The following is a 20,703-nucleotide window of genomic DNA, read 5'->3' on the forward strand; positions in this document are numbered from 1 at the left end:
GCCAGCAGGATATGCTCGCGGGTTTGCGGCATGGGGCCGTCAGCGGCCGAGCACACCAAAATCGCGCCATCCATTTGGGCAGCACCGGTAATCATGTTTTTTACGTAGTCGGCGTGACCCGGGCAGTCTACGTGGGCGTAGTGGCGGCCGTCGGTTTCATATTCTACGTGTGAGGTATTGATGGTGATGCCGCGGGCTTTTTCTTCCGGGGCATTGTCGATTTGGTCGTAGGCTTTGGCCGCGCCACCGAATTTTTTAGACAAAATGGTGGTCAATGCTGCGGTCAATGTGGTTTTACCATGGTCAACGTGACCGATGGTGCCAACGTTTACGTGCGGTTTGTTCCGCGCGAATTTCTCTTTAGCCATGGCAATTCTTCCTATCCTAAGCTTTAGTTTGGGTTGAAAAATATAATAATGATGGTGCCCATGGGCAGAATTGAACTGCCGACCTCTCCCTTACCAAGGGAGTGCTCTACCCCTGAGCTACATGGGCTTAATTGTGTCATACCTTAATGGAGCGGGTGAAGGGAATCGAACCCTCACCGTAAGCTTGGAAGGCTTCTGCTCTACCATTGAGCTACACCCGCACTTACTTTCTCTGCTCCAATATAAGATTGGATTTTGGTGGAGGGAGAAGGATTCGAACCTTCGAAGCTTACGCAACAGATTTACAGTCTGCCCCCTTTGGCCGCTCGGGAATCCCTCCAAAAGAGAAACGCAATAGTATAGACCTGATTGCGTTCCGTCAAGCGCCTTTTTTTATTTTTTTAAAATAAATTTGCAAGGCAATAATTTTAAATATTTATTTTTCCGCAACAAGGCGTTCGTATTTAGCTTGCAGCTCATCCGGGCTTTCAGGATGCTCTTCATCAATCAAAATACAGTCCACCGGGCACACCTGCTGGCATTGCGGCTCGTCATAGTGGCCGACGCACTGGGTGCACAGATTGGGATTGATTTCATAAATCTCTTCGCCTTGATAAATGGCATCGTTCGGGCATTCCGGCTCGCAGACATCGCAGTTGATGCACTCATCGGTAATAAAGAGTGACATTGCTTTTCCTTTATGTGTGTGTTCAAAACCGTTAACGGCGAATTATAACATAATCTGTTTTGCCGGCAGCGGCTTTATCATCCTTTGCACTTTGAGAATAATTCTTAAATCTTTTTTATTCAGCCACTTGGCTATAGAGCAATAATTCAAACCTACTCATGCCGGCTTTGCCTTCCCGATAGGGAAGCAGCCCGGCCGGCCGCTCGGGCAACTTGCCGGCTTCCACATAAACCATCGCGCCGTGATTCAGACGGCCTGCCAATAAATCAAACAGTTGCGGCCATTGCTGCCAAGCAAACGGCGGATCTAAAAACACTACATCAAAGTGCTGTTGCGTTTGATTTAAATAAGTCAGACCGTCTGAACACACAATCTCAACTTGCGGCAAGGTTAGCGTATGCGCCGCCTGTTGCAATGAACGAGCGGTTTGGCGGTTGCTTTCCACCATCACCACTTTAGCAGCTCGGCGCGAAGCCGCCTCCAGCCCCAATGCACCGCTGCCGGCAAACAGATCCAGCACGTTTTTGCCGGTTAAATCCTGCCCCAGCCAATTAAACACTTTCTCGCGCACCATGTCGGGCGTGGGGCGCAAGCCTTCGGCATCGGCAAAACCCAGCTTACGGCCGCGGTGCGTGCCGCCGATGATGCGCACTTGGTTTTGATGTTTATTGTGTTTCATTTATTTTGCTCATTCATATAAAACAAGGCCGTCTGAAAGTATTTTCAGACGGCCTTTTATCACGCTTCGTCCGTTTTTGCGCCTTTCGGTGCCGGCGGTTCGATTTGCTCTTTCCAGCCGCATTCTTTTTGCGGACACACTTTTTCTACGCCCCAGCGTTTGGTGGTTTTGATGGTGAGCACCGGCCAGCCGCAGTTGGGGCAGGTTTCGGCAATCGGCGGGTTCCAGGTGGCGTAGTTGCAGTCGGGGTAGGTGTTGCAGCTGTAAAACAGCTTACCGTAGCGGCTTTTGCGCTCGATCAGCTGGCCTTTTTTGCATTGCGGGCAGCCTACGCCGGTGTCTTTGGGCGGCTCGAGCGGCTCGATATGTTTGCATTTCGGGTAGTTGGCGCAGCCGATAAATTTGCCGTAACGTCCTTTTTTATACACCAGCTGGCCACCGTCTTTGGGACAGAAACGGCCTTCGACTATGGTCGGCTCTTCGGCTTCTTTGGCCGCGTCTTCGGCGGTTTCGCCCACATTGCGGGTGTAGTCGCAATCGGGGTAGCCCGAGCAGGCGATAAAGCGGCCGCGTTTGCCGAATTTGATTTGCAGCTTGTGGTTGCCGCATTTGGGGCAGATTTCTTCCAGCTCTTCGGTGGTGATTTTGGCGCGCTCTATGCCTTCTTTTTCTTTCACCTGCTTATCGAAGCCTTTCCAAAACTGGCTCATCACCGGCACCCATTGGCGCTTGCCGCTGGCAATGTCGTCGAGCTGGTCTTCGAGCTTGGCGGTGAAATGGTAATCGACGTATTGGGCAAAATGCTCGGTGAGGAATTTGTTGACAATATCGCCGGTGTCGGTGGGCATAAAGCGTTTTTGCTCAAGGGTGACGTATTCGCGGTCTTTGAGCGTGGAAATAATGCTAGCATAGGTGGACGGGCGGCCGATGCCGAATTCTTCCAACGCTTTCACCAACGTGGCTTCGTTGTAGCGCGGCGGCGGGCTGGTGAAGTGTTGCTCGCCGTAGAGCGCATCCACGGGCAGCACTTCGCCCTCTTTCATTTCGGGCAGTTTTTTGTTGTCTTCGTCTTCGTCGCTCTCATCGGTGCCCTCTTCATACACACTCAGAAAGCCGGCAAAGGTCTGCACTTGGCCGGTGACGCGGAAAATGCCCTCGCCCATGGCGATATCGACGGTGGTTTGGTCGAATTTGGCCGGCGTCATTTGGCAGGCCACGGTGCGCTGCCAAATCATTTGGTAAAGCTTGAATTGGTCGGCGCTCAAAAACGGTTTCACGCTCTCGGGCGTGCGGTATACGGAAGTCGGGCGGATGGCTTCATGCGCTTCTTGGGCGTTTTTGGATTTGGTTTTGTATTGCTTGGCCGATGCGGGCAGATAATCTTTGCCGATTTTGTTTTCGATATAGTGGCGGATTTCGGTGAGCGCTTCGTCGGAAAGGGTCACGCTGTCGGTACGCATATAGGTAATCAAGCCGATAGCGCCCTGTCCCACATCGATGCCTTCATACAATTGCTGCGCGGTGCGCATGGTGCGGTCGGTGGTCATGCCCAGCTTGCGCACGGCATCTTGCTGCATGGTGGAGGTGGTGAACGGCGCGGCGGGGTTGCGGCTGCGCTTTTTCTTCTCTACGGCGGCCACTTGCGCTTCTTTACCTTCCAATGCTTTCAACACATCGGCTTGCGATGTTTCATCGGGCAGGGAAAATTGCTCGAGCTTGTCGCCTTTGTATTGAATCAGCTTGGCGGTGAATTTGCTGCGGCCTTTGTGGCTGTCGAGATGCAGCGTCCAGTATTCCTGCGTTTCAAAAGCGCGGATTTCGTTTTCGCGCTCGCAAATCAGGCGCAGAGCAGGGCTTTGCACGCGGCCGGCGCTCAAGCCGCGGCGGATTTTTTTCCACAACAAGGGCGACAAATTGAAGCCGACCAGATAATCGAGCGCGCGCCGCGCCTGCTGGGCATCAACCAGATTCACTTCCAGCGCGCGCGGATGGGCGATGGCATCGAGCACGGCATTTTTGGTGATTTCGTGAAACACCACCCGCTGCGGCTTGAGGTTTTTCAGGCCGCGTTTGGATTTCAAAATTTCCTGCAAATGCCATGAAATGGCTTCGCCTTCTCTATCCGGGTCAGTGGCGAGATAAAGGTTTTCCGCTTCTTTGGCGGCGGCCACGATGGCATCGACGTGTTTGATGTTGCGCGCCACCAGCTCGTATTTCATGGCGAAATCGTTATCGGGGTCGACAGCGCCGTTTTTCGGCACCAAATCGCGTACATGGCCGTAGGAGGCTAAAATTTCAAACTCGCTGCCCAGGTATTTTTTCAGCGTTTTGGCTTTGGAAGGCGACTCGACAATCAAGAGGTTTTTGGCCATATCCGTTCTCTATGAATATATTGGGTTGGGATTCAGACGGCCTGTTTTCCAAGGCCTATTCATCATTTATCTCACGGCAATCTTTTAGCGCGGGATGAATGGCAAACAGAGCCTATAGGCCGTCTGAACAGATGTGTTGCTCAAATTTATTTGTTTTTATGAATGCCGTCTGAACGTTTTCAGACGGCCTTTTTATCTTTCACATATTTGCCATCAATGCATGGTGGACACGCCGTGCAGCGCCATCATCAAATCATCGCCGATCAACACCGGCAGCTCCGATTTGTGTGCCCACAACACCAGCAAGGTGAGCACTTTGGCCATATCCACCGTGATTTCGTCAGGCGGCATGTGCAGCAGAGCGTGTATGACGAATTCGCGCTGCTCGCCGTTGATGGCATCGGCATTTTCCAGAAAATGCAGCAGGCCGATCACTTCTTGCGGCAAGGCATCTTGCTCTTCGGGCGTATACACCCGCAAAGCATCGCTGCGGTAAGCCTGCACCGCAGATTCTTCGTTATCAGACAACACCGCCAACAACATCAGCGCGTTGTTGATCTGCACATCGTCAAAGCCGACATCTTCCAAAATCTGCCCTAAATCGTCCGGCGGCGGGCAGTCGTCGAAATCTTGATAGTGCTCGATTAAAAAGGCGATGACTTCTGCCATTTCGGCCATGATGGGTTCCTTCATTTATGCTTTCTTTTTGATTCGTTGGTAGCGGCCGCCTGTCATGGCGGCGATTTGGCCGTCAAGCTCCAGCTCGAGCAGCCTAGCATACACATCTGCTGCCGGCAGACCCAAGCTTTGCGCCAGGCTGTCGGGGTGCACCGGGTCGTAGCCCATGGCTGCGAGCAGCTCATCTTTCCCGCTTTCATCCATCGTTTCAGACGGCCTCTCGGCTGTTTGAAGCGGCTCGGTTGCATCTGCGGCTGAGCTTTCGTTGCGCTCTTTATATATAGAATATGATGACAAGGGCGCTTTTTGCAACAGTTGCGGACATTCTTGCAAAATATCGTCGAGGCATTCCACCAATTTTGCGCCCTCTTTAATCAGCTTGTGACAGCCTTTGCTGTGCGGATTATCAATCGAGCCGGGCACGGCCATCACCTCGCGCCCCATTTCTGCGGCCAGCCTGGCCGTGATCAGCGAGCCGGATTCGGGTGCGGCTTCCACCACCAGCACGGCTTGCGCCAAAGCGGCGATAATGCGGTTGCGACGCGGAAAATTGCCGGCCAAAGGACGGGTGTCGAGCGGGAATTCACTCACAATCAGGCCGCGTTCGGCAATTTGGTAGGCCAGATTTTTGTTGGCCGGCGGGTAAATGCGGTCGATGCCCGTGCCCCACACCGCAATCGTGCCGCCCGCACCGGCCAATGCACCCTGATGCGCCGCCGCATCGATGCCGGCCGCCATGCCCGACACCACGGCAATTTCCTGCTCGCTGATGGCTTCGCCGAAATCGCGGGCAATGCGCAAGGCTTGCGGCGTGGCATGACGGCTGCCCACCACAGCCACCGCCGGCCGTTGCAGCAAGGCGGTATTGCCGCGCAAAAACAACACCGGCGGCGGTGTGATGCCCTCGGTGAGCATGAGCGGGAAATCTTCATCGCTCAGCAGCATTAAGCGGCAATCGGGCTGCGCTTCCCAATTCAGCGCTGCTTCCACCGCTTTCAAGGCCAAAGGATTATCGCGCCCCCAATCGCGCAAGGCCTGCTTTTGGCACAATAGTCCGCGCACGGCATCCACAGGCGCGGCCAGCGCGGCACGGGCGCTGCCGAAATGCCGGTGCAGCGCCAAAAAGCTTTCTGCGCCGATATAAGGCGTGAATGCCAGTTGCAGCCAAGCCAAACGCTCGTGTTCATTCCTCTCCATTTTCCCCCCCTTAATTTTATAGTTTTCTTGGTTATTATTTCATCTTATGACAAAATTTTATCTAACACAACACAAAGGCCGTCTGAAACCCTGCGTTTCAGACGGCCTGCCCTTCATAATGATGCAAACATCAATAAGGATCGATATTGCTGTGGATATTGTATTGGTTAAACTCGTGGCTGTGCGAATCTTGCGGCACATTGGGCGCATGCGGCCTGTCTTCTGCCATATTGTCCAAATCACGACCCGGCTCGGATGCGGCATCGCCGATGTTGATATTGGTTTTGCTCTCGAGAATAATCGCCGATGCCAGATTTTCACTGACGCGGTAAACCATGGCCAAGCCGACTTCTTCAGCCGGAATCGACACATATTTCACCACGCTGCGCCGCCCTTTCGCACCCTCTTCCAAATCCACCTGCACCTGGCGGCTGCGTTTGTAAAGGCTCAACACCGTGCCTTTTTCCAAGCCCGCCGCTTCGCCACGATTGAGCGTGATGGTTTGAAACTGGCCGGCCTCGCCGATACCGTCGAAAATCGACACCACTTTGGCATCGATATGGCGGTTGGGCGCATGCGGCATCATGCGGAAGCTGTCGCCTTCATCAGTCATTTTCAGCAAAAAATCGCCCTTGCGGATTTCCGACACCGCCTCTTCCACCACCATCGGCTGCGCGGTTTGCGTCGGCACTTTCAGCAAAGGATGCTCGCGGGTGTAATATTCGCCCTCTGGCAAATAAGCCGCATCTTTCTCGCTGCGCGCATCCAACGCGCTGTTGGTATAAGGCAGCGTGCTCACAATGCCGCTGAACACCACTTCCTGGCCGAGAAATTTATGCGTATCGGGGTCGACAATATCTTTATTGGCGCGATACACCAAATAGCGCCCCGGCTCTTTGATACCATAAGCATAAACACGATCGCCGCGGCTATAAAGCATACGGCTGTCGGGGCCTTCGATTAACTTGGGCGCATCTTGCGTTTGCAATTGAGGAATCACCTGCGGATGCTGCATAAACATGCGGTAGAAATTCACATTCACCGTTTGAATGCCGTAGCCGGCAGACATTTCGCGCACGCGCGGCGTGAGCTTCACCACGGGAATGCCGTCTTGATAAGCGGCCGCACCTTCAAAACCCAGGCGCGGCTGGCCGTTTACATAGCTCAAAGCCAGCACTTGGCCCGGATAAATCAGATGCGGGTTGCGGATTTCGCTGCGGTTTGCCCCCCAAAGGCGGCTCCACTGCCACGGGCTGTAAAGATAGCGGCCTGAAATTTTCCACAGCGTGTCGCCGGGCTGCACCACATAACGCGCCGGCGCATCCGGGCGCAACTTGAGCCCTGCGGCCAATGCGGGCATGGAAATTGCCAAGCCAACGGCGCAAAGCAAGGTTATAATACGTTTCTGCATGACGTCCCCTTGAAAATGATTTGAATTGTCATCAATTTAGTTTAGTAAATAATCAGCAAGCCGCCGCATGGCCGCTTGCCCGCCCCCAATCAATTATCTTTGCATTTTAACACCGAATATTACCAATATCATAGTTTTAAAGCGCCACACATCACCATTACATAGAGAAACTTAATATGGCTTTACTCAACATCCTCAAATATCCCGACGAGCGCCTGCACACCGTGGCCAAACCCGTGGCGCAGATTGATGAGCGCATTCAAACGCTGGCGGCCGATATGCTGGAAACCATGTATGCCTCGCACGGCATCGGCTTGGCCGCCACCCAGGTAGACGTGCACGAGCGCGTGGTGGTGATGGATCTCACCGAAGAACACAACGAGCCGCGCGTGTTTATCAACCCCGTGATCACCCATAAAGACGGCGAAACCACCTACGAAGAAGGCTGCCTGTCGGTGCCCGGCATTTACGACACCGTCACCCGCGCCGAGCGCGTAACCGTGGAAGCCTGCAACGAAAAAGGCGAAAAATTCACCCTCGAAGCCGACGGCCTTTTGGCCATCTGCATCCAGCACGAGCTCGACCACCTGCTGGGCAAAGTGTTTGTGGAATATCTCTCCCCGCTGAAGCAAAACCGCATCAAAACCAAATTAAAAAAACGTGCCAAGCACGATCTATAACCTTTTCAGACGGCCTATTAAATATGAAAGTGATTTTCGCGGGCACGCCCGATTTTGCTGCCCAAGCATTGCGCGCCATTGCCGCTGCGGGCTTCGAGATTTTGCTGGTGCTCACCCAGCCCGACCGCCCCAAAGGCCGCGGCATGCAGCTTCAGGCCAGCCCGGTAAAGCAAGCCGCGCTTGAATTGGGCTTGGCCATCGCCCAGCCCACATCGTTGCGCCACGAAGAAGCACAAGCCCTTTTGCGCGCCCAAAATGCCGACGTGATGGTGGTGGCCGCCTACGGGCTGATTCTGCCGCAAGCCGTGCTCGACACGCCCGCGCACGGCTGCCTCAACATCCACGCCTCGCTGCTGCCGCGCTGGCGCGGTGCCGCCCCGATACAGCGCGCCATCGAAGCCGGCGACGCTGAAACCGGCGTGTGCATCATGCAGATGGATGCCGGCCTCGACACCGGCGCCGTGGTGAGCACCCACCGCTACGCCATTAAAAACACCGACACGGCCACCGATGTGCACGATGCGCTTGCCGATTTAGGCGCACAAGCAATTGTTGCAGATTTGCAACAATTACAACAAACAGGCCGTCTGAACGCCAGCCCGCAGCCGCAAACCGGCATCACTTACGCACAAAAGCTCAGCAAAGAAGAAGCCAAAATCGATTGGAACCAACCCGCCCTCATCATCGAGCGCAAAATCCGCGCCTTCAACCCCGTACCCGGCGCGTGGGTGGAATATCAAAACCAGCCGCTGAAAATCTGGCAGGCGGAGGCGGTGGAACAAAGCGGCCGCGCCGGCGAAGTGCTGGCCATTTCTTCAGACGGCCTCATCGTAGCCTGCGGCGAAGGCGCACTCAACATCACCGAATTGCAACCCGCCGGCAGCAAACGCATGCCCGTTGCGGCTTTTGCCGCCGGCCGCCACATCGAAAAAGGCACCCCATTATGAGCATGGCTCGCGCCCAACAATTGGCTGCCCAAAGCATCGCCGCCGTGGCCGACGGCAAAAACCTGCAAGACGTGCTGGCCGACATCCGCGCTGCCCACCCCGACCTCACCGTGCAGGAAAACGGCGCACTGCAAGACATCGCCTACGGCGTGCAGCGTTATGCCGGCAGCCTGCGCTTTATGCTGGCGCAAATGCTCAACAAGCCCATCAACAACGCCCAGCTAGAAAGCCTGCTACTGGCGGCCATGTATCAATTGCACCACACCCGCAACGCACCGCACGCCGTGGTTAACGAAGCGGTAGAGAGCATCGCCAAAATCGGCAAAGGCCAATACCGCGCGTTTGCCAACGCCATTTTGCGCCGCTTTTTGCGCGAGCGCGAAAAGCTTGCCGCTGCCTGTCAAAAAGACAACACCGCCAAATACAATCTGCCCGAATGGTGGGTGGATTATCTGCACAGCCATTATCCCAAGCATTGGCACAACATCCTCACCGCCCTGCAGGCGCACCCGCCGATGACACTTCGCGTCAACCGCCGCCGCGGCAATGCCGAAAGCTATCTGGCCGCGCTGGCCGAAGCCGGTATCGCCGCCAAAGCGCTCGACGATTATGCCGTGCAACTGGCCGAGCCGCTGCCCGTGGCACAGCTGCCGGGCTTTTCAGACGGCCTTGTGTCGGTGCAGGATTTCGGCGCCCAAAAAGCCGCCTATTTGGTCAACCCGCAAGATGGCGAGCGCATTCTCGATGCCTGCGCCGCGCCCGGCGGCAAAACCGGCCACCTTTTGGAGCTGGCCGATTGCAAGCTTACCGCGCTCGACATTGATGCCGAGCGCTTGGCACGTGTGCAAAGCAATCTCGACCGATTGGGCTTTCAGACGGCCACCTTGGCCTGCGCCGACGCACAAGATTTAAACGCATGGTATGATGGCAAATCGTTTGACGCCATATTGGCCGACCTACCCTGCACCGCCTCGGGCGTGGTGCGCCGCAACCCCGACATCAAATGGCTGCGCCGAGCCGGCGATGCAGCCAAAACCGCCCGCCAGCAAGTGGCGCTGCTCGACGCTTTATGGCACACCCTGACAAAAAACGGCCGCATGCTGCTGGCCACCTGCTCGATTTTCGAAGAAGAAAACGCGCAGCAGCTGCAGCATTTTCTAACCCGCCATGCCGATGCCCGGTTGCTCGAATCGCATGTGCTGCTGCCCAACAAGCACCAAGATGGCTTTTATTACGCGCTTATTCAAAAGCAGTAAACACACACTGCTCATTTTGCCGCTTCTGCTGCTGATTTCTTTTCAGACGGCCGCAGAAGGCATCAACACGACCCGCGCCCAAGCCAAGCTCACCGGCAGCGGCCAGCTTTCCATCAGCAGCCGCTTCCAAACCGATCTGCCCGACCAGCTCAAGCAAGCGCTCACCCAGGGCGTGCCGCTCACCTTCACCCTCAGCTACCAGCTCTCCGCCCCCACCACCGCCGCCTACCGCTTCAAGCTCGGCCAAATCGTCGGCAGCAGCGACAGCAATGTGCAATACAGGCTCTCCTATCACCCGCTCACCGGCCGCTACCGCGTCACCGTGGGCACTTTTTCCACCGAATACAACACGCTGGACACCGCCTTGCGCGGCATAGGCGCCATTGCCAACTGGAAAGTGCTGCCCGAAGGCGCCTTGGGCGGCACCGGTGCGCAGAGCGTACGCGCCGAAATCCGCCTGATGCTCAGCACCGCGCAGCTGCCCAAGCCCTTTCAAATCAACGCACTCACTTCCAAAAGCTGGCAGCTTGATTCCGGCTGGAAAACCTTAACCATTTCACAGGAATAATCATGCGGCGCTTTCTGATTGTGGCCGTTTTCCTTGCCATGGTGTCGCTCTACATGCTCACCATCGCCACCGGCAACAGCAGCAAGCTGGCCGATTATTTCTGGTGGATTCTCGCCGCAGCCGGCATCTTGATCGGCGGCTTGCTGGCGGTGTTGATGCGCTATGCGTGGCTTTTGATGCGCGACAGCCGCCGCGGCATATTCGGCTCGCAAATCGCGCGGCGGCTGGCCGGCATGTTTACCTTGGTGGCCGTGCTACCGGGCATGTTTCTTTTCGGCGTGTCGGCACAATTCATCACCAACAGCATCGATTCGTGGTTTGGCAACGACACCCAAGAAGCGCTCGAGCGCAGCCTCAATCTGAGTAAATCCGCGCTGAATTTATCGCTCGACAACACGGTGCGCCGCGCCACCGCCATACAAATCGAATTAATCAGCTCCGCTTCACTCGGCAACGATTTGGCCGCCGCCTTGCCGCAAGCCGCCGGCGCCGCCGAATTCAGCCAACTTGCGCTCTATAATCTGAACAACGGCCGCATCGAAGCCGAGCGCAATCCGCAGCGCCTGCCCGCTCCCGAGCCCGACAAACACACCCGCGAGCTGCTCAGCCAAGCCGGCTCCGCACGCAGCATCGAAAGCATCAACAACGTGCTTTATGCACAAGGTTGGCTGATGCTCACCGAACACAACGCGCAGCAAACCGTCTTGTTTTTCCGCCAACCCATTCCGGCCAACGTGGCCAAAGATGCCTCGCTGATTGAAGCGGCCCGCGCCAAATACGCCGAATTGAGCTACGCCCAGCAAGGCCTGCGCACCTTTTTTCTGGTGACTTTGCTGGCCGCCACCCTGCTGGCGATTATGCTGGCTTTGGTGTGGGCGCTTTATTTCGCCCGCCGCTTCGTTGAGCCGATTTTATCGCTGGCCGAAGGCGCACGCGCGGTGGCGCAAGGTGATTTTTCGCAAAAACGGCCGATTTTCCGCAACGACGAATTAGGCCGCCTCACCCATTTGTTCAACCACATGACCGAGCAGCTCTCCATCGCCCAAAGCGCGGCCGAGCGCAACAGAGTGCAGCAGGAAGCCGCGCGCCATTATCTGGAATGCGTGCTGGAAAGCCTCACCAGCGGCGTGATCACCGTAGACGACACAGGCCGTCTGAAAACCTACAACCACAGCGCCGAAGCCATACTCGGCACTTCGCTCTCGCACATGCTCGGCAGCAATTGGTATGACTGGACGCACCAATCGCCGCAGCAAGCCATTTTGGCCGAAACCTTTGCCGCCATTATCGACACCGCCGGCAGCGGCAAGCCGGTGCAGCTCACTTATGCTGCGCCCGACGAATCGCGCATTTTGCTGGCCAAGGCCACCGTGCTGCCCGATGACAACGGCAACGGCATTGTGATGGTGTTTGACGACATCACCGCCTTGGTGCGTGCGCAAAAAGATGCCGCTTGGGGCGAAGTGGCCAAGCGGCTGGCGCATGAAATCCGCAACCCGCTCACGCCCATCCAGCTTTCTGCCGAACGTTTGGCATGGAAATTGCATGACAAATTAAACGAAGCCGATGCCCAAATGCTCACCCGCTCCACCGACACCATCGTGAAGCAAGTAACGGCAATGAAAGAGATGGTAGAAGCCTTCCGCAACTATGCGCGCTCACCCGCGCTCAAGCTCGAAAACACCGATTTAAACCAGATAACAGAAGAAGTACTCTTATTATATGAAGGCAGTTCGTGTACATTCTCTGCTAATTTAAGTAATATACCGTTGTGGATTGCTGCCGATACCGGTGCCATGCGCCAGGTATTGCATAATATTTTCAAAAACGCAGCAGAAGCCGCAGAAGAAGACCCATCACCACATGTTCACATCGAAACCCGCTCTGACGAGCAAAATGTCGTGCTGACGGTGTCCAACAACGGCAAAGCCTTCAGTAAAGACATATTGCATCACGCCTTTGAGCCTTATGTCACCGACAAACCCACCGGCACCGGCCTGGGCTTGCCGGTGGTGAAGAAGATAATAGAAGAACACGGCGGCCGCATCAGCCTGAGCAACTCAGCCCAGGGCGGCGCGTGTGTGAAAATCGCCTTACCCCGATTGGTAGAAACTTATGCGCAGCAGTGATATTTTAATTGTAGACGATGAAATCGGTATCCGGGATCTCCTGTCGGAAATCCTGCAAGACGAAGGCTACACCGTAGCCTTGGCCGAAAACGCAGAAGAAGCCCGCCAGCTGCGGCACCAAACCCGGCCGGCCATGGTGTTGCTCGATATTTGGATGCCCGATTGCGACGGCATCACCCTGCTCAAAGAATGGGCGAAAAACGGCCAGCTCAATATGCCCGTGGTGATGATGAGCGGGCATGCCAGCATCGACACCGCCGTTGAAGCCACCAAAATCGGCGCGCTCGATTTTCTCGAAAAGCCAATTGCGCTGCAAAAGCTGCTCTCCACGGTAGACCGCGCCCTCAAATATGGCGAAATGCAGGCCGCATCCGGCCTCTCGCTCGACAAACTGGGCAACAGCCCCGCCATTCAAGAGCTCAACCGCGCGCTCGAGCGCTCGGCCAAGCAAAACACTCCCGTGCTGCTCGCCGGCGAAACCGGCTCGCCTTTCGAATTGGTGGCGCGCTATTTCCACAAAAACGGCACCGCTTGGGTGGAACCCGGAAAAACCGAGCATATCGTAGATATTCCGCTCGATTTGCTGCAAAAAGCCGGCGGCGGCATTCTTTATTTGGGCGATATTGCCCAAAACAGCAAAAATATCCAGCAAGGCATCGGCTTTTTGCTCACCAAAGCCGAGCGCTACAACGTACGCATTATCTGCGCCTGCAGCCGCACGCTGGCCGAGCTGGCGGAAAATCCCAATCAAGACGGCAAGCTTTTGGCCACGCTCGCGGCCTTCACCGTCGGCATTCCGCCTTTGCGCAGCCAGCCCGACGATATTGTGTTTTTGGTGAACCAAATCGTGACCGAGCTGGCCGAAACCCAAAAAATTCCGCTGGTAAAATTCAGCACCGCTGCGCTCAACATCATGCGCCAATACGATTGGCCGGGCAATCTCGACCAATTGCGCAGCATTGTGAAAAACCTGGCGCTCACCGCCGACAACGATGAAGTGGGCGAGCAGGCCGTCAACAATATCCTCGGCCAATTCACCCCCAATACCAACACCGAAATCGTGGGCGGCTTCAATTTCAACATGCCGCTGCGCGAATTGCGCGAAGAGCTGGAACGGCGCTATTTTGAATACCACATCGCCCAAGAAGGCCAAAACATGAGCCGGGTGGCGCAAAAAGTGGGGCTGGAGCGCACCCACCTTTACCGCAAGCTCAAGCAATTGGGCATCAATTTCTCACGCCGCCAAGGCAGCGACAAAAACGGCGAAGAGTAATCTTTACGCAGCAAAAAGTGGCAGCAAAAGGCCGTCTGAAATCGTTTCAGACGGCCTTTTGCTGCCAACTTCATTCATCATCACGCAACCTTGTCCACACCAAGCAGCTGCAAGCGCCCATCAAATTGCCACCCGCTGCAATCTGTGCTTTAATCAACGCGCATGAAACAGGGGTGCTGCCACACGGCGGCTGAGAGTGACCCTTACACCCGAACAAGATAATACTTGCGTGGGGAGTTTTCAGCGTAGTTTTTTTCAGACGGCCTCAAGCAGCAACCAAACACAAGGCCGTCTGAAACCCAAACACCACGCTCCTGTTTCCCGATTGCCACCCCGAGAAACAGGAGCATTTTTATGACCACCGCCAAGCCCACCGAATCGCAGCAGCTCGATCAGCTTTCCCACGATTTGGGCATTCAATTTGCCTATCCGAATTCCGACAAAATCTATCTGTCCGGCAGCCGCGCCGACATGCGTGTGCCGCTGCGGCAAATCCGGCAAGACGACACCGTGTTTGCACAAGGCCGCGAGCCCAATCCGCCGATTCCGGTTTACGACACCAGCGGCCCTTATGGCGACCCGAATGCCGAAATCGACCTCAAGCAAGGCCTCGCCGATGTGCGCGGCACCTGGATTGCCGAGCGCGGCGACACCGAGCAATTGGCCGGATTATCGAGCGAATACGGCCAAGCGCGCGCGCACGACCCGCAAACAGCCCACCTGCGCTTCAACCAAATCACCCGCCCGCTGCGTGCCCAAAGCGGCAAAAACGTGACTCAAATGCATTATGCGCGCCGCGGCATCATCACGCCGGAAATGGAATTTGTGGCGCTGCGCGAGCGTATGAAGCTCGATGAGCTGATGCGTGATGCGCGCTATGAAAAGCTGCTGCGCCAGCACGCCGGCCAAAGCTTCGGCGCCAATATTCCCAACCATCCCGACCAAATCACGCCCGAATTCGTGCGCAGCGAAGTGGCGGCAGGCCGCGCGATTATCCCCGCCAACATCAACCACCCCGAGCTGGAGCCGATGATTATCGGCCGCAATTTCCGCGTGAAAATCAACGGCAATCTGGGCAACTCGGCGGTTACTTCATCGCTCACCGAAGAAGTGGAAAAAATGGTGTGGTCGCTGCGCTGGGGGGCAGACACGATTATGGATTTGTCTACCGGCGCGCACATTCACGAAACGCGTGAATGGATTATCCGCAATGCACCTGTGCCCATCGGCACAGTGCCGATTTATCAGGCGCTGGAAAAAGTGGGCGGCGTGGCCGAAGATTTAAGCTGGGATTTGTTTCGCGACACTTTAATCGAGCAGGCCGAACAGGGCGTGGATTATTTCACCATTCATGCCGGCGTGTTGCTGCGCTATGTGCCACTCACCGCCGAGCGCCTCACCGGTATTGTGTCGCGCGGCGGCTCGATTATGGCCAAATGGTGCTTGGCGCACCATCAGGAAAACTTCCTCTACACCCATTTCGACGACATTTGCGAAATCATGAAAGCCTATGATGTGTCGTTTTCGCTGGGCGACGGCCTGCGCCCCGGCTGCATTGCCGACGCCAACGATGAAGCGCAATTCGGCGAATTGCACACCTTGGGCGAGCTCACCGCCAAAGCGTGGCAGCACGATGTGCAGGTGATGATTGAAGGCCCCGGCCATGTGCCGCTGCAACGGGTGAAGCAAAACATGACCGAAGAGCTGCAACATTGTTTTGAAGCGCCGTTTTACACTTTGGGCCCGCTCGTTACCGACATTGCGCCGGGCTACGACCACATCACCAGCGGCATCGGCGCGGCCAATATCGGCTGGTATGGCACGGCCATGCTCTGCTATGTTACCCCCAAAGAGCATCTGGGCCTGCCCGATAAAGAAGACGTGCGCACCGGCATCATCACCTACCGCATCGCCGCCCATGCCGCCGATTTGGCCAAAGGCTGGCCGGGCGCGCAATTGCGGGATAACGCTTTGAGCAAAGCACGCTTTGAATTCCGCTGGCGCGACCAGTTCCGCTTAGGCCTCGATCCCGAACGCGCCGAGGGCTACCACGACCAAACCCTGCCCGCCGAAGGCGCAAAAATCGCCCATTTCTGCTCGATGTGCGGCCCCAAATTCTGCTCGATGAAAATCACGCAGGAAGTGCGCGATTATGCCGCCGCACAAAAAGGCATGCAGGAAAAAGCGGTGGAATTTGTGCAGCAAGGCGGCAAGATTTATCGGTAAACATATTTCAACCGCATAAGCCCGAGGCCGTCTGAAAGCAAAGTTTCATACCAATCCAAAAAATAACCTTACAAAATAAAAGCAGTTCGATAGCACCAACCGCGTAGGTCGGATTCTTGAATCCGACGTTTGGCCATCGGCCAAAGCGATGTGCGTGGCTTGTTCTACGAACAAGTGTCGGATTCAAGAATCCGACCTACGGGCTGCCTGTTTGTATATTATTTTTTAGAATGGGTATCAGACGGCCTCGAAACCATCAATTGTGTTTTTTGTTTGTGCTCATATGATAAGGCCGTCTGAAACTTTGCTTTCAGACGGCCTTATCATTGATGATGCAATTATTTCACGGTGGTGCGGCTGCTCTCCACGCCGCCCTTGATTTCACCATACATCTGCGTGTTGCCCGTGCCGCTGCCGGCACAAGCGGCCAGCAATGCAAGGGCAGCAAGCGCCAATAAGCTTTTTTTCATGTGGTTTGCTCCTAAAAGTTTCAGACGGCCTCATCATAAACCAAAGCGCGCCCGTCTGCATTATGCGGGTTTGCGCCCCAAGGTGATTCTATCGAGCCCGGCCAAATCGGGCAGCGTGGCCACTTCGACAAAATCGTGCTGCACCAACAGCGCGCGCGCAGCTTCACCCTGATTGTAGCCGTGTTCCAGCAACAGCCAGCCGCCGGCTTTCAAAACATGCGGCGCACCTTCTGCCAGCGCGCGCAGGCAGCTTAAGCCATCGCTAAAATCGGTGAGCGCCTGCTGCGGCTCGAAGCGCAAATCGCCTTGCTGCAAATGCACATCGCCCGCTTCGATATAGGGCGGGTTGGACACCACCACATCGTAAACCTGTGTTTCAGACGGCCTGTCCACCGCAAACCACGAGCCTTGCGCAAATTCAAGCTTTGCGCCCAACGAAGCCGCATTTCGAGCGGCCACCGCCAGCGCATCTGCGCTGATGTCGGAAGCACGCACATGCGCATCGGGGCGCTCCAGCGCCACCGTTACCGCCACCGCGCCGCTGCCCGTGCCCAAATCCCACAGCCGGCCTTGCGGCGGCAATCGTGCCAGCGTGGCTTCCACCAAGTGCTCGGTTTCGGGGCGCGGAATCAGCACCGCATCATTCACGATAAAAGTGCGGCCGTAAAACTCGCGCACGCCCACAATATAAGCCATCGGCTCGCCGGCCAAACGCCGCTGCACCAGCGCAGACAATGCAGCTTCGTTTTCCCCGTCAAGCGCATCCCGCCCGCGGGTGAGCAGCTGGGCGCGGCTCAGGCCGGTGCAATGCTGCAACAAAATGCGCGCTTCCGGCAGCGGCAGCGGCGCGGCGCGCAGCCAGTTTTCAAGCGTGTTTGCCATTTCAGACGGCCTTTATCGGTGGGTTAAACAAAGCGTGTAAAACGATGATTATTTTATGATAATTGTTTTATTTTTATATAGTGGCATTAAAGAAAAATGGCTACTGAGTAGAAAATCGCACCGACATAGATTGGTTTGCTTGGGTTGACAAGCCAAGCTGCCGTTTGTAGCCATTTTTGATGCATTTCACTATAAAAGGCCGTCTGAAAACCGTAAATCTTTTTCAGACGGCCTATAGTTAAATGCAAGAAACCAACTGCCACGGCGCTACAGCAAAAAGATCGTTGCCAGCCCCAGAAAAATCAAAAAGCCGCCCGAATCGGTTACCGCGGTAATCAGCACCGAGCTGCCCAAGGCCGGATCGCGGCCGGCTTTTTCCATCGCCACCGGTATCAACACGCCCACGGTGGCGGCCAGCAAAAGATTGAGCGTCATCGCGGCCACCATCACCAAGCCGATGCCGGGGCTGTCGTAAAGCAGCCATGAAATCAGCCCCATCGCGCTGCCCCAAATCAAGCCGTTTACCAGCGCCACGCCCACTTCTTTTTTCAGCAGCCGCCGCGCTTGCGAGCCGGAAAGCTGCCCCATGGCCATAGCGCGCACAATCATGGTGATGGTTTGGTTGCCCGAATTGCCGCCGATGCCGGCCACAATCGGCATTAAGGCGGCCAGCGCCACGATTTTGGCAATCGAGCCTTCAAAAGCGCCGATCACGCGGCTGGCGATAAAGGCGGTGCACAAATTAATCGCCAACCACATCCAGCGGTTTTTCACCGAATCCCAAATCGGCGCAAACAAATCTTCTTCTTCCTGCAAGCCGGCCATGTTCAACATATCGGCTTCGGATTCTTCGCGGATTACGTCCACCATTTCATCAATGGTGATGCGGCCGATCAGCTTTTTATTGGCATCGACCACTGGCGCGGTAACCAAGTCGTAGCGCTCAAACGCCAGCGCGGCTTCTTCCACATCGTCTTCGGGGCGAAAGCGCACCACATCGGTGGCCATCACATTCTCCACCCGCTCTTCGGGGTCGGCCACCAGCAGCTTGCGCACGGGCAGCACGCCTTTGAGCACATCGTTATCGTCTACCACGAAAATTTTGTCGGTGTGGTCGGGCAGGCTCTCGAAGCGGCGCAGATAGCGCAGCACCACTTCGCAAGCCACATCGGCGCGGATGCTCACCAATTCGAAATCCATAATCGCGCCCACTTGGCCGTCTTCAAACGACATCGCCGCCGCCACTTGCGCGCGCTCTTCTTCATCGCGGGTTTTCAGCGCTTCATACACCACTTCGTGCGGCAAATCGGCGGCCAATTCGGCCAATTCGTCGGCATCCAAATCATCCACCGCGGCCAGCAATTCTTGCTGGTCCATGGTTTCAATCAGGGTTTCGCGCACCGCGTCCGACACTTCCAGCAGCACTTCGCCGTCTTCTTCGGGCGCGGCCAAATGCCACACCAGCGCGCGCTCTTTCTGTGGCAGCGATTCGAGCAGGCCGGCCACGTCGGCCGGGTGCAATTCGTGCAAAATGGCAATCAGCTCAACCAGCTTGGCATTGAGCTTGCGATCTTCCACCGGCAAATCGGCGTCGATCTGCTCGGACACGGGCAGCAGCGCTTCGGCCAGCTCGTGGATGCGTTCGATATCGAGCGGCAGGCGGTCGACATCGCTTTGGGTAACAGATTCTGCTTGGGTGCTCATAAATACTCCGCCCGCCTGATTGCGGGCGCAATATCCGGCGGGATCAGACGGCGTGGCCGTGTGTGGATGAAATCGGTAAGGTTAATGAACTGGGAAGGTCCATGATGCGTGCCTGCGCGGTGCAGGGCTTGAGTTGGAAACGGGGCGTATTTTACACCTTTCGGCCGGCCTTACCAATGCTTTATCGCCAGGGTCTGCTCACATTTCATCACGCGGCAATATTTTGGCTCAAAAACAAACAGGCCGTCTGAAACGTTCAGACGGCCTGTTGCCACAACTTTCATACAAGATTAAGCGTTGCCTTCGGTCACGCTTTGCTGATACATGGCTTCGAAATTAATCGGCGCCAACAGCACCGGCGGGAAGCCTGCGCGGGTGATGGTGGCCGACACGGCTTCACGCGCATAAGGGAACAAAATATTCGGGCAGGCCACAGCCAGCAAAAGCTGCATGTCTTCTTCCGGAATATGGGCCAAACGGAAAATGCCGCCTTGGGCCACTTCGTTTAAAAACATCACGCGGCCGTCTTCGAGCTTGGCGGTTACGGTTACGGTAACCGACACTTCATAAAATTCGTCTTCCAGTTTGGTGCTCTCGGTAGACACGCGCATATCTACTTCCGGCTCGCCCTGCTCCAGAAAAATCTTCGGCGCATGTGGCACTTCCAACGACATATCTTTCACATACAGCTTCTCGATGCTGAACACGGGTTGCAATTCTTCGCTCATAAAATTTCTTCCTGTTTAAAAGTTAGGCTGCGTCAACACAGCAAAAGGGAACAACATTCATTTCACATTATGGCATCAATCGCCCGCCAAAAGCGAGGCCAGCCCGCCCGCTCGGTGCAGGGCATACAAATCGGTGAAGCCGCCCACATGGGTTTGTCCGATAAAAATCTGCGGCACGCTGCGTTGGCCGCTAAGCGCCTGCATTTGGGCGTAATCCTGCGGATTTTTATCCACCCGGATTTCTTCGATTTCAGTCACGCCCTGAGATTTCAAAAACTGCTTGGCCATGGTGCAATAAGGGCAAAACGGGCCGCTATACATTTTAACCGGCTGCATGGATTAAATCCTGCCATTAATATTATTGCGCCGATATGGGGATAAACGGCCGCTTTTGCAATAGCCGGAGGCGCAAACCGGCAAACGCTGCGCAAGCGTATATAATAAGCG

The 20,703-nt window shown here is 55.7% G+C and carries 19 protein-coding genes, 3 tRNA genes and 1 riboswitch; of the genes, 7 read left to right on the forward strand and 15 right to left on the reverse strand.

Annotated features, from left to right (window positions below; translation table 11 throughout):
• The 10 genes from EV680_RS04030 to EV680_RS04075 all read right to left on the reverse strand — a co-directional run.
• Window positions 1-368, reverse strand: a 368-nt coding sequence (locus tag EV680_RS04030; protein WP_207894284.1) for a GTP-binding protein, incomplete at its 3' end; no start/stop codon positions are given.
• Between the two features lie 52 nt (window positions 369-420).
• Window positions 421-495 (reverse strand) — tRNA-Thr (locus EV680_RS04035).
• 20 nt (window positions 496-515) lie between these two features.
• A tRNA-Gly gene (locus EV680_RS04040) sits at window positions 516-589 on the reverse strand.
• A gap of 35 nt (window positions 590-624) precedes the next feature.
• Window positions 625-708 (reverse strand) — tRNA-Tyr (locus tag EV680_RS04045).
• 96 nt (window positions 709-804) lie between these two features.
• Window positions 805-1,056: a YfhL family 4Fe-4S dicluster ferredoxin gene (locus tag EV680_RS04050; protein ID WP_132953463.1), complete on the reverse strand. Its 252-nt coding sequence runs from the start codon at window positions 1,054-1,056 to the stop codon at window positions 805-807.
• A gap of 115 nt (window positions 1,057-1,171) precedes the next feature.
• Window positions 1,172-1,735, reverse strand: coding sequence for a 16S rRNA (guanine(966)-N(2))-methyltransferase RsmD (rsmD, locus tag EV680_RS04055; protein ID WP_132953464.1), 564 nt, complete (start codon window positions 1,733-1,735; stop codon window positions 1,172-1,174).
• A gap of 59 nt (window positions 1,736-1,794) precedes the next feature.
• A complete protein-coding gene (gene topA / locus EV680_RS04060) occupies window positions 1,795-4,107 on the reverse strand; it encodes a type I DNA topoisomerase (protein ID WP_132953465.1) in 2,313 nt (770 codons plus the stop codon).
• 213 nt (window positions 4,108-4,320) lie between these two features.
• Window positions 4,321-4,776: a DUF494 family protein gene (locus EV680_RS04065; RefSeq protein ID WP_132953538.1), complete on the reverse strand. Its 456-nt coding sequence runs from the start codon at window positions 4,774-4,776 to the stop codon at window positions 4,321-4,323.
• Between the two features lie 24 nt (window positions 4,777-4,800).
• A complete protein-coding gene (gene dprA / locus EV680_RS04070) occupies window positions 4,801-5,982 on the reverse strand; it encodes a DNA-processing protein DprA (protein WP_132953466.1) in 1,182 nt (393 codons plus the stop codon).
• Window positions 5,983-6,112: 130 nt separating this feature from the next.
• Window positions 6,113-7,393, reverse strand: a complete 1,281-nt coding sequence (locus EV680_RS04075) for a LysM peptidoglycan-binding domain-containing protein (protein WP_132953467.1) — start codon at window positions 7,391-7,393, stop codon at window positions 6,113-6,115.
• 176 nt (window positions 7,394-7,569) lie between these two features.
• On the opposite strand from EV680_RS04075, the gene def reads away from it, so the two are divergent.
• From def to thiC, 7 genes are all read left to right on the forward strand, one after another.
• Window positions 7,570-8,073 (forward strand): peptide deformylase, encoded by a 504-nt coding sequence (gene def / locus EV680_RS04080; protein ID WP_132953468.1) that lies wholly within the window; start codon window positions 7,570-7,572, stop codon window positions 8,071-8,073.
• Window positions 8,074-8,096: 23 nt separating this feature from the next.
• Window positions 8,097-9,020 carry a methionyl-tRNA formyltransferase gene (gene fmt / locus EV680_RS04085; protein ID WP_132953469.1) on the forward strand — a complete coding sequence of 308 codons (924 nt, stop codon included), beginning with the start codon at window positions 8,097-8,099 and terminating at the stop codon, window positions 9,018-9,020.
• Window positions 9,017-10,276: a 16S rRNA (cytosine(967)-C(5))-methyltransferase RsmB gene (rsmB, locus tag EV680_RS04090; RefSeq protein ID WP_132953470.1), complete on the forward strand. Its 1,260-nt coding sequence runs from the start codon at window positions 9,017-9,019 to the stop codon at window positions 10,274-10,276. Before fmt ends, rsmB begins: the two co-directional genes overlap by 4 nt.
• Window positions 10,242-10,844 carry a DUF4390 domain-containing protein gene (locus tag EV680_RS04095; RefSeq protein WP_132953471.1) on the forward strand — a complete coding sequence of 201 codons (603 nt, stop codon included), beginning with the start codon at window positions 10,242-10,244 and terminating at the stop codon, window positions 10,842-10,844. Before rsmB ends, EV680_RS04095 begins: the two co-directional genes overlap by 35 nt.
• 2 nt (window positions 10,845-10,846) lie before the next feature.
• Window positions 10,847-12,973, forward strand: coding sequence for a sensor histidine kinase (locus EV680_RS04100; RefSeq protein ID WP_132953472.1), 2,127 nt, complete (start codon window positions 10,847-10,849; stop codon window positions 12,971-12,973).
• The gene (locus EV680_RS04105; protein WP_132953473.1) at window positions 12,960-14,246 is read left to right on the forward strand and encodes a sigma-54-dependent transcriptional regulator; all 1,287 of its coding nucleotides are present in this window, start codon (window positions 12,960-12,962) and stop codon (window positions 14,244-14,246) included. Before EV680_RS04100 ends, EV680_RS04105 begins: the two co-directional genes overlap by 14 nt.
• A gap of 159 nt (window positions 14,247-14,405) precedes the next feature.
• Window positions 14,406-14,499: riboswitch (TPP riboswitch) on the forward strand.
• Between the two features lie 101 nt (window positions 14,500-14,600).
• Window positions 14,601-16,472 carry a phosphomethylpyrimidine synthase ThiC gene (gene thiC, locus EV680_RS04110; RefSeq protein ID WP_132953474.1) on the forward strand — a complete coding sequence of 624 codons (1,872 nt, stop codon included), beginning with the start codon at window positions 14,601-14,603 and terminating at the stop codon, window positions 16,470-16,472.
• A gap of 338 nt (window positions 16,473-16,810) precedes the next feature.
• Here thiC and EV680_RS12170 read toward each other — a convergent pair whose 3' ends face one another.
• The 5 genes from EV680_RS12170 to grxC all read right to left on the reverse strand — a co-directional run bounded on the left by EV680_RS12170 (window position 16,811) and on the right by grxC (window position 20,592).
• Window positions 16,811-16,942: a hypothetical protein gene (locus EV680_RS12170; RefSeq protein WP_279387851.1), complete on the reverse strand. Its 132-nt coding sequence runs from the start codon at window positions 16,940-16,942 to the stop codon at window positions 16,811-16,813.
• Between the two features lie 60 nt (window positions 16,943-17,002).
• The gene (prmC, locus tag EV680_RS04115; RefSeq protein WP_132953475.1) at window positions 17,003-17,824 is read right to left on the reverse strand and encodes a peptide chain release factor N(5)-glutamine methyltransferase; all 822 of its coding nucleotides are present in this window, start codon (window positions 17,822-17,824) and stop codon (window positions 17,003-17,005) included.
• Between the two features lie 267 nt (window positions 17,825-18,091).
• Window positions 18,092-19,528 (reverse strand): magnesium transporter, encoded by a 1,437-nt coding sequence (gene mgtE / locus EV680_RS04120; RefSeq protein WP_132953476.1) that lies wholly within the window; start codon window positions 19,526-19,528, stop codon window positions 18,092-18,094.
• Between the two features lie 290 nt (window positions 19,529-19,818).
• Window positions 19,819-20,256, reverse strand: a complete 438-nt coding sequence (secB, locus tag EV680_RS04125; protein WP_132953477.1) for a protein-export chaperone SecB — start codon at window positions 20,254-20,256, stop codon at window positions 19,819-19,821.
• A gap of 75 nt (window positions 20,257-20,331) precedes the next feature.
• Entirely contained in the window at window positions 20,332-20,592 is a 261-nt protein-coding gene (grxC, locus tag EV680_RS04130; protein ID WP_132953478.1) for a glutaredoxin 3, read from the reverse strand.
• Window positions 20,593-20,703 lie beyond the last annotated feature (111 nt).

It is taken from the genome of Uruburuella suis (assembly GCF_004341385.1).
In the GTDB taxonomy this organism is placed as follows: Bacteria; Pseudomonadota; Gammaproteobacteria; order Burkholderiales; family Neisseriaceae; genus Neisseria; species Neisseria suis.